This is a genomic window from Billgrantia tianxiuensis, assembly GCF_009834345.1.
GTDB classification, from domain to species: Bacteria; Pseudomonadota; Gammaproteobacteria; order Pseudomonadales; family Halomonadaceae; genus Halomonas; species Halomonas tianxiuensis.
Window position 1 is genome coordinate 4,604,753 of sequence record NZ_CP035042.1, and the last position, 13,319, is coordinate 4,618,071.

Annotated in this window: 16 protein-coding genes; 5 read left to right on the forward strand and 11 right to left on the reverse strand. The window is 62.3% G+C overall.

Features of this window, described 5'->3' with window-relative positions:
• Window positions 1-23: 23 nt before the first annotated feature.
• The 3 genes from EKK97_RS21535 to EKK97_RS25165 all read right to left on the reverse strand — a co-directional run bounded on the left by EKK97_RS21535 (window position 24) and on the right by EKK97_RS25165 (window position 2,918).
• Entirely contained in the window at window positions 24-884 is an 861-nt protein-coding gene (locus tag EKK97_RS21535) for a shikimate dehydrogenase family protein (RefSeq protein ID WP_159555080.1), read from the reverse strand.
• A gap of 190 nt (window positions 885-1,074) precedes the next feature.
• Window positions 1,075-1,986: a 4-hydroxyphenylpyruvate dioxygenase family protein gene (locus EKK97_RS25160; protein ID WP_236551316.1), complete on the reverse strand. Its 912-nt coding sequence runs from the start codon at window positions 1,984-1,986 to the stop codon at window positions 1,075-1,077.
• The gene (locus EKK97_RS25165) at window positions 1,959-2,918 is read right to left on the reverse strand and encodes a sugar phosphate isomerase/epimerase family protein (RefSeq protein ID WP_236551317.1); all 960 of its coding nucleotides are present in this window, start codon (window positions 2,916-2,918) and stop codon (window positions 1,959-1,961) included. Before EKK97_RS25165 ends, EKK97_RS25160 begins: the two co-directional genes overlap by 28 nt.
• A gap of 367 nt (window positions 2,919-3,285) precedes the next feature.
• On the opposite strand from EKK97_RS25165, the gene EKK97_RS21545 reads away from it, so the two are divergent.
• The 4 genes from EKK97_RS21545 to EKK97_RS21560 all read left to right on the forward strand — a co-directional run bounded on the left by EKK97_RS21545 (window position 3,286) and on the right by EKK97_RS21560 (window position 7,058).
• Entirely contained in the window at window positions 3,286-4,293 is a 1,008-nt protein-coding gene (locus EKK97_RS21545; protein ID WP_159555082.1) for a tripartite tricarboxylate transporter substrate binding protein, read from the forward strand.
• A 49-nt stretch (window positions 4,294-4,342) separates the two neighbouring features.
• Window positions 4,343-4,819 carry a tripartite tricarboxylate transporter TctB family protein gene (locus tag EKK97_RS21550; protein WP_159555084.1) on the forward strand — a complete coding sequence of 159 codons (477 nt, stop codon included), beginning with the start codon at window positions 4,343-4,345 and terminating at the stop codon, window positions 4,817-4,819.
• 15 nt (window positions 4,820-4,834) lie between these two features.
• On the forward strand, window positions 4,835-6,337 hold the full coding sequence (locus tag EKK97_RS21555) for a tripartite tricarboxylate transporter permease (RefSeq protein WP_159555086.1): 1,503 nt from the start codon (window positions 4,835-4,837) through the stop codon (window positions 6,335-6,337).
• A 64-nt stretch (window positions 6,338-6,401) separates the two neighbouring features.
• Window positions 6,402-7,058, forward strand: coding sequence for an HAD family hydrolase (locus EKK97_RS21560; protein WP_159555088.1), 657 nt, complete (start codon window positions 6,402-6,404; stop codon window positions 7,056-7,058).
• A gap of 12 nt (window positions 7,059-7,070) precedes the next feature.
• Here the strand turns inward: EKK97_RS21560 and EKK97_RS21565 are convergent, their stop codons facing one another.
• From EKK97_RS21565 to napE, 7 genes are all read right to left on the reverse strand, one after another.
• Window positions 7,071-7,427 carry a hypothetical protein gene (locus EKK97_RS21565; RefSeq protein WP_159555090.1) on the reverse strand — a complete coding sequence of 119 codons (357 nt, stop codon included), beginning with the start codon at window positions 7,425-7,427 and terminating at the stop codon, window positions 7,071-7,073.
• Between the two features lie 29 nt (window positions 7,428-7,456).
• The gene (locus tag EKK97_RS21570; RefSeq protein ID WP_159555092.1) at window positions 7,457-8,059 is read right to left on the reverse strand and encodes a NapC/NirT family cytochrome c; all 603 of its coding nucleotides are present in this window, start codon (window positions 8,057-8,059) and stop codon (window positions 7,457-7,459) included.
• A 9-nt stretch (window positions 8,060-8,068) separates the two neighbouring features.
• Window positions 8,069-8,431, reverse strand: a complete 363-nt coding sequence (locus tag EKK97_RS21575) for a nitrate reductase cytochrome c-type subunit (protein WP_236551318.1) — start codon at window positions 8,429-8,431, stop codon at window positions 8,069-8,071.
• A 116-nt stretch (window positions 8,432-8,547) separates the two neighbouring features.
• The gene (napA, locus tag EKK97_RS21580) at window positions 8,548-11,043 is read right to left on the reverse strand and encodes a nitrate reductase catalytic subunit NapA (RefSeq protein ID WP_159555096.1); all 2,496 of its coding nucleotides are present in this window, start codon (window positions 11,041-11,043) and stop codon (window positions 8,548-8,550) included.
• Entirely contained in the window at window positions 11,024-11,314 is a 291-nt protein-coding gene (locus EKK97_RS21585) for a chaperone NapD (protein ID WP_159555098.1), read from the reverse strand. Before EKK97_RS21585 ends, napA begins: the two co-directional genes overlap by 20 nt.
• Window positions 11,315-11,332: 18 nt before the next feature.
• The gene (napF, locus tag EKK97_RS21590; protein WP_159555100.1) at window positions 11,333-11,836 is read right to left on the reverse strand and encodes a ferredoxin-type protein NapF; all 504 of its coding nucleotides are present in this window, start codon (window positions 11,834-11,836) and stop codon (window positions 11,333-11,335) included.
• 117 nt (window positions 11,837-11,953) lie between these two features.
• On the reverse strand, window positions 11,954-12,208 hold the full coding sequence (napE, locus tag EKK97_RS21595) for a periplasmic nitrate reductase, NapE protein (RefSeq protein WP_346731425.1): 255 nt from the start codon (window positions 12,206-12,208) through the stop codon (window positions 11,954-11,956).
• A gap of 57 nt (window positions 12,209-12,265) precedes the next feature.
• On the opposite strand from napE, the gene EKK97_RS21600 reads away from it, so the two are divergent.
• Window positions 12,266-12,775: a DUF4142 domain-containing protein gene (locus EKK97_RS21600; protein WP_159555104.1), complete on the forward strand. Its 510-nt coding sequence runs from the start codon at window positions 12,266-12,268 to the stop codon at window positions 12,773-12,775.
• Between the two features lie 47 nt (window positions 12,776-12,822).
• Here the strand turns inward: EKK97_RS21600 and aroQ are convergent, their stop codons facing one another.
• Window positions 12,823-13,266 (reverse strand): type II 3-dehydroquinate dehydratase, encoded by a 444-nt coding sequence (gene aroQ, locus EKK97_RS21605; protein ID WP_159555106.1) that lies wholly within the window; start codon window positions 13,264-13,266, stop codon window positions 12,823-12,825.
• Window positions 13,267-13,319 lie beyond the last annotated feature (53 nt).

Consider the following 13,319-nt stretch of genomic DNA (forward strand, 5'->3'; position numbering starts at 1 on the left):
TCGCAGCGCTTGCGGTCGGCATTTCAGAACTCCCCCAGCAGCTCGCGCCGATAGTGCGCATAGAGGGTGGTGGCCTGTTCATCGGCGGCGGTGCGCTTGCTCTCGTCCTCGCAGAAGCGCTTGAAAGCATCGACGCCCTGGAAGACAAACAGGCTCACACCACTCATTACCGCCGCCCCGACCGCCTTCGCAGCAGCGACGAATTCGGTCACCGCCGGCACGTAGACCGCATCGAAGACCCAGTGGTGCGCCGCCACCAGCTCCTTGGGCAACGGGCAACCCGGGCTCTTCTCGTGGCCGATGGGGGTGCAGTTGACCAAGCCGTCGCAGGCCTGCACCGTCTCGGCCAGTTGCATCGGAGTGATGGTAGAGGCAGCGAAGCCTTGGGCCTTCAGCTCCTCGGCTAGCTGTTTCGACTTGGCCGGATCGAGATCCATCAGGATAACTTCGGTGGCACCGAGCCTGCCCAGGCCGAAGGCGACCGCCTTGCCCACGCCGCCGGTACCGAGCAGCAGTACCCGTCCCGGCGCACGCTCGCCGAGAGTGGCACGAAAGCCGCTGATGAAGCCGGTGAAGTCGGTATTGTCGGCGAAGATGCCATCCCGCTCGAAGACCAGCGTGTTGGCGGCCCCGACCATCCGCGCGCCTTCGGATGCGTGATCGGCAAGGCGCACGGCATCCTCCTTCCAGGGATAGGTGACGTTGACCCCCCGATACCCGGCTGCCATTACCTTTTTCACCTGGCTCTCCAGGGAATCAATGGGCTCCTCGTTGGCATCGAACAGGTCATAGGTGGTGGGAATACCAGTCAGCTTGCCGAGCCGCACGTGCAGGTCCGGCGAGCTGGAGTTCATGATGGCCTTGCCGATCAATCCCAATTTCATAACGCTGTCTCCTGAACGGGGGCGAGCTTTCTGCGCTCGGCAATATGGCGTTAAACGTCTCCTTAAAATGCTCATTTACAAACAGTAAACTCCGCTTTTTCGTCGCCGTTTGCCTTGTCTTGCCTTCGCTCGAAGAGCTCGCATAAATCTCAAAAGTCGGTCCCAAAGCCACTACCAACTCTGCCTGGTTTCAGCCGGCCTTCGCTTGGGCGGCGAGGCGGATGCTCGCGTTGGCCTCGCCGAACTGTTGATAGTCGCCACGCCGCTCGACGATCTCGAAGAAAAAGCGCCCCGAGAAGGTCTCGGTATAGGCGTGCAGGAAATCGCCGTCCTCGTTACGATCGAACAGGATGTTGCGCGAGCGTAGGGCTTCCAGGAACTCCGCATCGAGGCCGTGACGCGCTTCCAGGTCGTCGTAGTAGTTGCGCGGAATCGTGAGCAGCGGCAGACCCCGGGCGAGGAGTTCGTCAACGGTGGCGAAGATGTCGCGGCTCTCGAAGGCGATCTGCTGCACCCCGCCACGGAACTCGCTGAGGAAGCGCCCCGGCTGGGTTTCCTGCGCCTGCGAAACGGTGAGCGGCAGGCGGATGCTGCGGTCGGGGCTGACCACTGCCTGGCTGATCATCATGCCGTGCGGGTCGACGATCTCGTTCTCGGCCTCGGCGGCAAAGCCGAATACGGTACGGTAGAACAGCTGCCAGCCCAGCAGCTGAGTGGCCGGCAATACATAGGAGAGATGATCGATGCGTACCAGGCCCGCCTCGTCACGGCTCTCCTGGTCGAACAGCTCGAAGTCGGTGCGCCACTGCAGGTCGTCGGCAGCCGCCTCGTCGACCAGATAGATCAAGCTGCCTTCCACGCCACGCAGCGCAGGAATTTCCATCTCGCCTTCGCCCACCTGACTGCGGAACAGCTGGGCCTTGAAGGCCCGCGCGCGACCCAGCGCCCGTTCCACATCATCGACCCGAAAGCCCACGGCACACACCGAAGTACCATGTAGCAGCCGGAAGGTGTGGGCGAAGCTGTCGGTCTCGAAGTTGAGCACCAGGTGAATCTCGCCCTGTTTCCAAAGCTCTACGTTCTTGGAGCGGTGGCGTCCCACGTGACGGAAGCCCAGCGCATCGATGAACTCACCCAGGGGGCGGCGCTCTCCTCGTCGAGAGTGAACTCGATGAAGTGAATGCCGTGATAGGCCGGCGCGGGCGGCAATTCGTTCGCCCACGGTCCGGCTTCGACCAGGTTCTCGAGCCAGATCAGCGATCGCAGGCCATCCAGGGCGGTAACGTCAGTAGGAGCGGCGCGAAAGGCGTCGCTGAAAATTTCCAGCGAAAGAGGGCCGTCATATCCCGACTTGCCCAGCTCGGTCATGAAAGCCTTGAGTGGCAGGCGGCCTTGGCCGGGAAAGCAGCGGAAATGCCGACTCCACTGCAGCACATCCATTTTCAGCAACGGCGCATCGGCAACCTGAACGAAGAAGATCTTCTCTTTGGGGATCTTGCCGATCGTGGAAAGGTCATGACCGCGTGAAAGGATGTGGAAGCTGTCGAGCACCACCCCGAGATTGGGATGGTCGGCTCGGCGCACCACCTCCCAGGCATCCCGGTAGTCGGAAATATAACGCCCCCAGGCCAGCGCTTCGAAACCCACCCGTATGTTGCGCCTGGCGGCACGCTCGGCCAATTCACGAAGATCGGCCACCGCCCGGTCGAGGTCATTGATGGTCTGCGGTGAGACATTACTGCAGACCAGCAGAAAGTCGGTGCCGAGCTGCTCCATCAGGTCGAACTTACGCTCGGCGCGCTGCAGATTGCGGCTACGCTGCGGTTCGGGCATCGCCTCGAAGTCGCGGAAGGGCTGGAAGGCCACGATGAACAGTCCCAGGCGCTCGCAGAGCCGGCGAACCTCATCAGGAGAGCCGTCAAAGGTGAGCAGGTCGTTCTCGAAGATTTCCACGCCATCGAAGCCCGCACGGGCGATGGCCTCCAGCTTGGTTCTCAGGTCGCCGCTCAGGCAGACCGTGGCAATGGCACGCATCCTCGATATCTCCCGGCCTCTCTCGCCTGGCAGCGATGAGCAGCCTGTCACACGTCTGGAAAGCTAGCCTCCCAGCCCGGGGAGTAATTAGAACACAGTTTCAATGTTCGCATGGCGTCCTAAAGTTCGCAACAATGACAAAGGATACCTTTACTCACTTGTCGCTTTCTTCTCCTTGGATACACGCCGTACTGCGCAGGCATTCAACCTTCGTCGCAGTTGCCTTCGTTGGCATTGACACAAATGGAAGGGAGTTCTAGTGTTCGCCTAAAGCACTATCGTTCGCCAAGCGAACACAAGATTCGTTCCTGCCAAGACAGGAAGTCGCCTTACCGGCGACAATCACAATAAACCCCCGGAGGATTCTATGTTCAAGCCGCTTCTCACCTCACTGGCCGTCACCCTGGGCTCCCTGGCCTTGGCCAGCAGCGCCCTCGCCGACTATCCCGAGCGCAACATCCAAGGGACCATTCAATGGGGTGCCGGTGGCGCCACCGACAATGTGGTGCGCAGCCTGACGCCCCACGTGGAGGAAATTCTCGACACAACCATCGTATTGACCAACCGCCCCGGCGGCACCGGGGTAATAGGCATGAATCACGTCATGCGCCAGCGCCCGGACGGTTACAACGTGCTCTTCGGTGCCGAGAACCCCCAGCTCTACCCGCTGATGGGGCTGGCCGATTTCACCTATGACGACATGCATACCGTCAACATCATCGGCCAGGGCCTGGTGGTGATTGCCGCACCTGCCGATAGCCCCTTCGACAGCTTCGCCGAACTGCTCGAGCATGCCCACGAGAACCCGAACGAACTGCGCATGGGCGGCACTGGCGCCGGTGGACTCCCGAGCACCGTACACGCCATGATCAACGCGGTGGATGAGCTTGATGTGCGTACCGTCACCTTCGGTGGTGATGGTCCCGGCATTACTGCCATGCTCGGTGGTCATATCGATTTCATGCCGCTGAGCCTCGCCGCGGCTGGCGAACAGATCCGTGGCGGCAAGATGAAAGGTCTGGCCATCCTCACCGCCGAGGAGATCGAGTCGCTGCCGGGCGTGCCGCCGATCACCGAGGCACTGCCCGACATCGAAGCCTTCCTGCCGTGGGGGCCGTTCTGGGGCGTGTTCGTCCACCAGGATACCCCGGATGAGATAAAGACCATCCTGGAAGACGCCTATGAGCAGGCAGTCGGCAAAGAGGAGTTCGTCCAGTTCCTGCAGAACTTCGGTGCCGAGCCGCTGAACCTGCGCGGTGAGGAAGCCCAGCAGTACCTCGACAGCTGGCAATCGGTCACAGCCTGGTCGATGTTCGAGGCCGATGCCGAAACACTGGAAGCCACACCCGAGGAGCTGGGTATTCCACGTCCCTAACCCTTCCCGCTGTCAGGGGGAGGCACTCCCTCCCCCTTGGAGTTCGTTGATGAGCAAGAAAATCGAGCGCGTGCAGGCGGGTGAGAAGGTCTTCGACTGGCTGTTGCTGCTACTGAGCATCGGCGTGCTGGTCGAAGCCTATCGTATTGATGGCGGACTGCGCCTCAATTCGGCCGGCTCCTTTCCGGTCGGTCTGGCGCTGGTGATGCTGGCTTCGTCGCTGGCCATCCTGGCCAGCCATCGCTACAAGCGTCGCGACGAGAGAATCCACAGCGCCCTGCATGAGTTCCAGGTCTTCCTGCACGACCATTTCCGCCCTCATATCGTGGTGTTCTCCATCGCTGCGGTGATCTACCTGGCCGCCATCGTCTGGGCAAGCTTCTATGTCAGCACCTTCCTTTTTCTGGCTGCCATGTTCATCTATCTCCGCCAAGGCAGGGTCATCAGTTCGCTGGTCATCACCGCAGTGGCCCTTGCGATTATCTATGTGCTTTTCACCGTGGTCTTCCGCGTCTACCTTCCTTGACCCTCGAGGCCCTCGATGAGCGACACCCTTTCGTATCTGCTGATGGCCTGGCTCGATCCTGGCCTGCTCGGCCTGACCGCCCTCGGCGTGCTGGCCGGCATCTATATCGGTGCCATCCCTGGTCTCTCCGTGACCATGGCCGTATCGATCCTGATCTCCTTCACTTTTTCCTGGAATATCAATAATGCCCTCGCCTTGATGGTGGGCATCTATGTGGGCGGCGTCTACGGCGGCTCGCGTACCGCCATTTTGCTCAACATTCCCGGCGCTCCCTCGGCAGTCACCACTGCCTTCGACGGCTATCCGCTCGCCCAGCGGGGCGAGGCCGGCCGCGCCATCGGCCTGAGCACCGTGATGTCGGTCATCGGTGGGCTGATCGGTGTCGCCGTGCTCGCCGGTACCGCTCCTTATCTCTCCGATCTGGCGCTGCAGTTCGCCCCCCGCGATTACTTCCTGATCGCCGTGCTTGGCCTGCTGCTGGTCAGCTCGTTATCCGGCAAGTCACTGTCGCGCGGTATTTTCTCGGTAGCCTTGGGAGCGGTCATCGGCCTGGTGGGCATGGACATGGTCACCGCCCAGCCACGCCTCACCCTGGGCCAGATGGAGCTGCTTGGCGGCATTCACTACGTGGTGGTGATGATCGGCCTGTTCGGCGTGGCCGAAGCGCTCTATCAACTGCACAACCTGAGCAAGGTGCCGATCAAGCAGAAGGTCGACAAGATTGTGCCGCCGCTCAATATGGTGCTGAAATTCCTGCCGCTTTCGGCACGCACCGCCGTGATCGGCGTGATCGTCGGCGCGCTGCCAGGTACCGGCGGCGACATCGCTTCGCTGTTCGCCTACGACCATGCCAAACGCACCGTCAAGAATCCTAGCCGGCCTTTCGGCGAGGGCGCCTACGAGGGCCTCGTGGCGCCGGAAACGGCCAACAATGCCGCAGTGGGCGGCGCCTACGTTCCGATGCTGACCTTGGGCATGCCCGGCGATGCGGTGACCGCCGTGATCATCGGGGCCCTGGTCATTCACGGGCTCAATCCCGGCCCCATGCTGATGATCGAGACGCCACACATCTTCTGGTTCACCGTGGGTAACCTTGCGCTGGCGAATATCTTTCTTCTCTTCTTCGGCCTAACCGGCATCAAGATCTTTTCCAAGATCGTCGAGGTTCCCAAGGCGATCCTGATCCCGCTGATCCTGGTGCTCTGCGTGGTCGGCACCTACTCCATCAACAGCAACATGATGGAGGTTTACTGGATGCTTGGCTTCGGCATCCTCGGCTATTGGCTCAAGGTGTTCGGCTTCCAGATGGGCCCCATCATTCTCGGTGTTATCTTGGGTCCGCTGCTCGACGAGTCCTATCGTCAGGCGATGTCCTCGGTAGGCGATCGCGGCGGCGATTTTCTACTGGCATTGGTCACCAATCCGCTGTCCCTCGTGCTGACCAGCGTGATCACGCTGGTCCTGCTCGGCAACACCCCGCTCAAGGGCTGGCTGACCAAGCGCTTCAGCCGAAGCTGACGTACCCCGGCGCGGCCCGAAGGCCGCGCCGGCGACCGAAGACGAACTGACGAGAGGTGCGAGTGTGACTGGCCCTTCCCCCCACTACGCGCTGGTTTTCGATTTCGATGGCGTAGTACTGGATTCGGCGACGCTCAAGCGGCAGGCCTTCGCCGATCTCTACACCGATGCGCCAGAGTCCCAGTATCGAGCCGTTTGCGCCTATCTGGGCCGAAAGGGGGGCCAGCCCCGTGAAGTCAAGTTCCGCCATATCGAAGCCCACATCCTGGGACGTCCGGCCAATGAGGAGCGGATCCGCGAACTCTGCGCGCGCTTCAAGTCCAGCGTCGAACAGCGCCTGCTACATGCCCCGGCCATTCCTGGCGCCCTGGAGTTTCTCTCCCGCTGGGCCACCGAACGACCGCTCTACCTGCTCTCGGCCACACCCGAGGCCGAGCTGCGTGGCATCGTCGCACAGCGGGGTCTTGCACACTTCTTCCAGGAAGTCGTTGGCTCCCCGCCCGACAAGGTCACCGGTCTACGCAATCTCATGGCCCGCTGGGGGTATGCCGCCAACGAGACGGTTATGATCGGCGACTCCTACAACGACTACCGCGCCGCACGCTCCAACGGCACCCGCTTCGTCGGCGTCACGGCGGATCCCGAGGTCTCTCCCTTCCCAGACGAGACCATCACCGTTCGCGACCTGCATGGGCTGGAAGCGGCCCTGGCGCAGCTCTGATTCCTGCTCCGGTCACTCCTGCCTGCCGCGCTCCTGTTCCATCTGCCCCGGCCGGATCGGTTGACGGGGCTCGTCCAGACCAGGATCGTCCGGCTCAAGGTCGGCGTAGGGGGAGCCCGCGTCACGCTCTTGACGCGAGTCCGGCTCATCGAGCGCGCTGGTGCCTTGCATGTCGTACTCGGGATCGTCGCGGGCCACTCCCAGGTCGTCCTCACGCACCTCGATGGTGCCGATCTCCGCCTCTTCGGCCATCGAGCCCGGCTGTACCGAGGTACTGGGCTCGGGAAACGCATCCTGGCCGAATGCCGAGGTCGCCAGGCCGAGGCTGAGCGCCGCCATTAGCATGCCCATTCCCTTGTAGTCACTCATCATCCTTTTCCTCCCGCGGCCTCATGCCGCTATTCCCAGCCGTGAACGCCCGCCATGTCGGGCAGTTCGTGGGCGATGCCCTTGTGGCAGGTGATGCAGGTGGCGTCGCCCTCCACCAGGCCACGCTGGTGTGCCGCCGCGGCGCGAGGGCTCTGGCGAGTGAAATCCATGTACTGCTCGTCGTGACAGTTGCGGCACTCCAGCGAGTCGTTGGCCTCGAAGCGTCGCCACTCGCGCGAGGCCATCTCGAGACGGTGGTCGAGGAACTTCTCACGGGTGTCGATGACCCCGAAGATGTGCCCCCATACCTCCTTGGAGGCCTGCATCTTGCGCGCGATCTTGTCGGTCCAGTTGTGCGGCACGTGGCAGTCGGAGCACACCGCCCGCACGCCTGAGCGGTTGGTGTAATGGATGGTGGGCAGGATCTCTTGGTAGACGTTGGATTCCATCTCGTGGCAGCTGATGCAGAAACGTTCGGTGTTGGTGGCTTCCATCGCCGTGTTGAAGCCGCCCCAGAACAGCACGCCCCCGATAAACCCGCCCACGGTAAGAAAGCCGAGACTGAAATAGCCGCTGGGCGAGCGAAAGACCCGCCAGAAGGACCGGAGGAAGCTACCGATTCGCTTGAACATAGCGACTCCTTATTCGCTTCTTTGGCGTGAACCGCGGATGAGGTCGCTCATGTCGACGAAGGTGTTGCCAACCCGCGAGGGCGCGTCGGTCTGCGGTACGTGGCACTGGGTGCAGAAGTAGCGGCGCGGCGACAAATCGCCGAGGAAGTTGCCCTCACGATCCATGTAGTGGGTGACGCTGACCATGATGGCCTGGGTCTCGCCGACACGGGTGCGGGCATGGCACGCCATGCAGCGGTTGGCGTTTAGATCCACTTGGTAGTTGTCGATGCGGTGGGGAATGGTAGGCGGCTGCATCGGGTATTCGCGCACCGGGCGCAGGCTGCGATCCTCGACCCCGTAGAGGGGCTCAGGCTCCCGCTCCTCGAGCAAGGGGCATTGGCACGCAGCGGATCGAGTTCGCCCTCGGCTGCCAGCCCCTGCAGGGTGGGCAGCATGAAGGCGGCAAGGCATGACAGTATGGTGACCAGTCGCATGAGCGAACCTCCCTAGACGGCCTCGATCCGGCAGGCGCACTTCTTGAAGTCCGTCTGCTTGGAGATGGGGTCGGTGGCATCCAGCGTGACCTTGTTGATCAGTTGGCTGGCGTCAAACCAGGGCACGAACACCACCCCGCGCGGCATGCGGTTGCGACCGCGCGTCTCGACCCGCGAGTGCATGTCGCCACGCGGGCTGGCGATGCGTACCTCGCTGCCGCGTCGGACGCCAAGCTCGCGCGCGTCCTCCGGGTGCATGTAGACCACCGCCTGGGGGAAGGCGCGGTGCAGCTCGGGCACCCGCCGCGTCATCGAGCCGGAGTGCCAGTGTTCGAGCACGCGCCCGGTCACCAGCCACAGCGGGTACTCCTCATCGGGCGCCTCGGCGGGCGGTTCGTAGGGCACGGCATAGACGATGGCCCGACCGTCGGCCTGACCGTAGAAGTGAATGTCGCGCCCCTCCTCCACGTAAGGGTCGTACTGGGCGTTGTAGCGCCACGGCGTCTCCTGGCCATCCACCACCGGCCAGCGCAGACCGCGCTCCCGGTGATAGACCTCGAAGGGCGCCAGGTCATGCGCCTTGCCGCGGGTGAAGCGGGCGTACTCCTCGAACAGCCCCTTCTGTACGTAGAAGCCGAAGTGATGGGACTCGTCATTGTCGAAATCGGGATTGAGCTCGTCGAGGCCGAAGGCATCCACCTGGCCATTGCGAAACAGCACCTCGAAAAGCGTCTTGCCACGGTACTCCGGGTTGGCGTCGAGCAGTTCCTCAGGCCATACCTCCTCGATGTCGAAGCGCTTGGAGAACTCCATCATCTGCCACAGGTCGGAGCGCGCCTCGCCGGGAGCGGTAACCATCTGCTGCCAGAACTGGGTTCTCCGCTCGGCATTGCCGTAGGCGCCCTCCTTTTCGACCCACATCGCCGCCGGCAGGATCAGGTCAGCCAGCTCGGCCGTCACCGTGGGATAGGCATCGGAGACGATGATGAAATTATCGGGATTGCGGTAACCGGGATAGGTCTCCTCGACCAGGTTGGCCGCCGCCTGCACGTTGTTGTTGCACTGAACCCAGTAGACGTTGATCTCGCCATCCTTGAGCATGCGGTTCTGCAACACCGCATGGGCGCCCGGCTGCGCCTGGATGGTGCCTTCCGGCACCTTCCATATCTCCTCGGCGAAGCGCCGGTGGTAGTCGTTGGTAACGACCATGTCGGCCGGCAGACGATGGGCGAAGGTGCCAACTTCGCGCGCGGTGCCACAGGCCGAGGGCTGCCCGGTGAGCGAGAAGGGGCTGTTCCCCGGGGTGGCGATCTTTCCGGTCAGCAGGTGGATGTTGTAGATCATGTTGTTCGCCCAGACACCGCGGGTGTGCTGGTTGAAGCCCATGGTCCAGAACGACATGACCTTGGTGTCGGGATCGGCATAGAGTTCGGCCAGGGCGTCGAGCTGGCGCTTCGGCACGCCGGAGAGCCGGGTGACGGTCTCGGCGTCGTACTGCTGCAGGAATTCCCGGTAGCGCTCGAAGTCGATGTCGCGCGCGCCGCCGGTGTCAGCGGCGTTCGCGGCGGCCAGTTCCAGACGGTGCTCGGGGCGCAGGCCGTAGCCGATGTCGACGTTGCCTTCCATGAAGCGCACGTTCTCGTTGACGAAGTCCCAGTTCACCCGGTCGTTTTCGATGATGTAGCGCGCCACGTAATTGAGGATGGCGAGGTCTGCCTGAGGGGTGAAGATGATTGGCTGGTCGGCCAGCTCGAAGGAGCGGTGCTCGAAGGTGGAGAGCACCGAGACGCGCACGTGGGGATTAGACAGCCGGCGGTCGGTGATGCGCGTCCACAGGATGGGGTGCATCTCGGCCATGTTGGCACCCCACAGCACGAAGGCATCCGCCGCCTCGATGTCCTCGTAGCAGCCCATCGGCTCGTCGATACCAAAGGTGCGCATGAAGCCGAATACCGCCGAGGCCATGCAGTGGCGCGCGTTGGGATCGAGATGGTTGGAGCGAAAGCCGGCCTTCATCAACTTGTTGGCCGTGTAGCCCTCCCAGATCGTCCACTGGCCCGAACCGAACATGCCGATGGCGCTGGGCCCCTTGTCGCGCAGCGCGGCCTTGTACTTTTCGGCCATCACGTCGAAGGCCTCGTCCCAGCTCACCGGGGTGAACTCCCCCTCCTTGTGGTACTCGCCGTTACGCTTGCGCAGCAGCGGCTGGGTGAGACGATCCTCGCCGTACATGATCTTGGAGAGGAAGTAACCCTTGATGCAGTTGATGCCGCGATTGACGGGCGACTGCATGTCGCCGTGAGTGGCCACCACCCGGTTGTCGCGTACCGCCACGTTGACGCCGCAGCCCACGCCGCAGAAGCGGCACGGCGCCTTGGCCCACTTCAACTGGGTATGCTGGGCATCGGTGACGATATTCTGCGCCTGCGTGGCCGTCGTCATGCCCGCCGCCGTGGTGGCCGTCGCCACCGCCGAATTCCTGATGAAGTCACGCCGAGTCAGCTTCATGTCCCTGCACCTCCCGCTCCAGCTCCTGGGTAGATTCCATATGGTGGTAAACCATGCTTACCGACAGCACACCCGCCCGCTCCTGCAGCCAGTCGATGAACTCGACGATATGACGCTGCGAAGGCAACTCGAGCAGCACCACCAGTTTTCCCAGCGGATCGATGACAGGAACCTCGACGCCATCATGGGCGGAACACTGCTTCTTGAGGGAGTCGACATGTTGCGGCTGTGCCTGGACCACCAGGCTGGAAATATGCACCTTGTCATCCATGTCTTAATCCTTTGTCATTCAACTCGTCGCCTCGATGGCAGGCATCACCTCAACCACTTGCACGGGACATAGGGCGACACAGGCGCCACAACCGTTGCAGGCTTCGCTATCAACATCGGGCTCGGGAACGCGGAAGGCATTGAAGGAGAAGCGAATGGCGCCGACTTCACACACTTCACCGCAGCTCTTGCAATAGACGCCCTGCTCGCCCAGGCATCCATCTACGATACGAGCCGAAAGATTCCAGGGTGGGGAGTGCTCATTTCTCGAAAAAGCCGGCTCGGGGCAAGCCTCGGCACAGGCCCGGCAGAAGGTGCATTCCCCGCGAGAAAAATCGACCTCGGGATAGCCGCCATCGCCCTGGCGGATGATCTGTGTCTCGCACGCCTTGAGACACTCGCCGCAGCGTGTGCAGTGTTCAATGAACGATGGCTCCGGTACGGCCCAAGGCGGGCGTATCGCCGGTTCATGCCGCACGCGCCCCTTCAACAGCGCACGACGCGAAGCATCTACAGCCGACATGTTCTTCCCCAGTTTGCCTGTTGTTCGTATTGGGCTTCGAGTTAATCACGGTCAATTCGCTATTTCCTGATGCATCAGGACCGGTAAGCGCTTGAGCTGGCTGGTTCCCTTTTTCCGCTATCCCGGCGGCCCGGGAGGGCCCGTAAATAGCTGTAACATCCACACCAGAAACCCGTAGCCTGCCACCACGATCACGGCCAGGATGGGAAACAATACGCCCGCCAAAAAAAGAAATACGGCCAGCTCACGCCGTTTCTCCCGGGTCTCTTCCGGTGTATTCGGTTTTTGAGGTCGACGAGTTTTTTCGATTGAATGATCCATAGGCAGCACCGAAGCGTGGCGTCTTGTACTACCGTAGGAAGCAATGGTCATTCATGCAAATTAACGACATGTTTCATTTGGTAGCCGCGCTCAATGAGGAGGAAACCAATGAGAGGGACCATTCAGACTCGCGGTATCCTGATCACGATCGGCATCGCCGGATGCCTCGTCAGTGGCGCCGCCTGGGCGGAGTTCGATGCCGACGAGGTGCGAAGCGCCCTCTACGGCCTGCACACGCATCAGGCCGAGCTGGCCGAGCTGGCCAGGGAGCGCGCCGGGCGCGACGAGGTGGCCCAGTTGGCCAGCACCCTGGAGCGGGACCACGGGATTCTCGAAGAGTGGCTGGTGGAGGCGGACGATGGCCGCGACGCCCCCCCAGGCGAGCCGACAGGCGCCGTTCATGATCGCGACGCCTTCGACGCCTTGGCTGAGCTGGAGGGCGAAGCGTTCGACGCGGCCTTCCTGGCCTATCAGGTAGAGCTGCACACGGCGGCGATCGAGTATCTGGAACGCAACCGACCGCAGGGCGACGAACAGCTGGATGAATTCCACAACCATCTGTTCGTCACCCACGAGACGCTTCTGGTCAATGGCGAGCTGGTCGACTCACTTCGCTAGCGGGAAAACCCGTGGCGTGTTGCCCGCCTCGGCGGCGGGCGGATGGTTCAGGCGCGTTCGGCGGCGCGGATCACGGCGTCCAGCGCGGCCAGGTAGCCCTGGCTGCCGAGCCCGGCGATAACGCCGTCGGCACGCAGCGAAACGTAGGAGTGGTGGCGGAAGCTCTCGCGCTTGTGCACGTTGGAGAGGTGCACCTCGATCACCTTGCCTTCGAAGGCGTTGAGCGCGTCGAGGATCGCCACCGAGGTGTGGGTGTAGGCGGCGGGATTGATGACGATCGCCGCGGTGCCGTCTTCGCGCGCGGCATGGATGGCATCGATCAGCGCGCCCTCATGATTGCTCTGCAGCGCCTTGATATCCCAGCCGTTGACGGCGGCTTTCTCGTACAGCGCGTTGTTGATGTCGTTAAGGGTCTCGCTGCCGTAGATCTCCGGCTGGCGGGTACCCAGCAGGTTGAGGTTGGGGCCGTGCAGGATCAGTACCTTGTTCATCGCTTTTTCTCTCGTGAACTGACTCGTGAACTGAAGCGGGTGCTCGTGAACTT

Excerpts from the sequence above, each read along its gene's own strand:
- EKK97_RS21535 (WP_159555080.1), bottom strand. The coding sequence starts at position 884 with ATGAAATTGGGATTGATCGGCAAGGCCATCATGAACTCCAGCTCGCCG.
- EKK97_RS25165 (WP_236551317.1), bottom strand. The coding sequence starts at position 2,918 with ATGCGTGCCATTGCCACGGTCTGCCTGAGCGGCGACCTGAGAACCAAG.
- EKK97_RS21545 (WP_159555082.1), top strand. The coding sequence starts at position 3,286 with ATGTTCAAGCCGCTTCTCACCTCACTGGCCGTCACCCTGGGCTCCCTG.
- EKK97_RS21550 (WP_159555084.1), top strand. The coding sequence starts at position 4,343 with ATGAGCAAGAAAATCGAGCGCGTGCAGGCGGGTGAGAAGGTCTTCGAC.
- EKK97_RS21555 (WP_159555086.1), top strand. The coding sequence starts at position 4,835 with ATGAGCGACACCCTTTCGTATCTGCTGATGGCCTGGCTCGATCCTGGC.
- EKK97_RS21565 (WP_159555090.1), bottom strand. The coding sequence starts at position 7,427 with ATGAGTGACTACAAGGGAATGGGCATGCTAATGGCGGCGCTCAGCCTC.
- EKK97_RS21570 (WP_159555092.1), bottom strand. The coding sequence starts at position 8,059 with ATGTTCAAGCGAATCGGTAGCTTCCTCCGGTCCTTCTGGCGGGTCTTT.
- napA (WP_159555096.1), bottom strand. The coding sequence starts at position 11,043 with ATGAAGCTGACTCGGCGTGACTTCATCAGGAATTCGGCGGTGGCGACG.
- EKK97_RS21585 (WP_159555098.1), bottom strand. The coding sequence starts at position 11,314 with ATGGATGACAAGGTGCATATTTCCAGCCTGGTGGTCCAGGCACAGCCG.
- napF (WP_159555100.1), bottom strand. The coding sequence starts at position 11,836 with ATGTCGGCTGTAGATGCTTCGCGTCGTGCGCTGTTGAAGGGGCGCGTG.
- napE (WP_346731425.1), bottom strand. The coding sequence starts at position 12,208 with ATGACCATTGCTTCCTACGGTAGTACAAGACGCCACGCTTCGGTGCTG.
- EKK97_RS21600 (WP_159555104.1), top strand. The coding sequence starts at position 12,266 with ATGAGAGGGACCATTCAGACTCGCGGTATCCTGATCACGATCGGCATC.
- aroQ (WP_159555106.1), bottom strand. The coding sequence starts at position 13,266 with ATGAACAAGGTACTGATCCTGCACGGCCCCAACCTCAACCTGCTGGGT.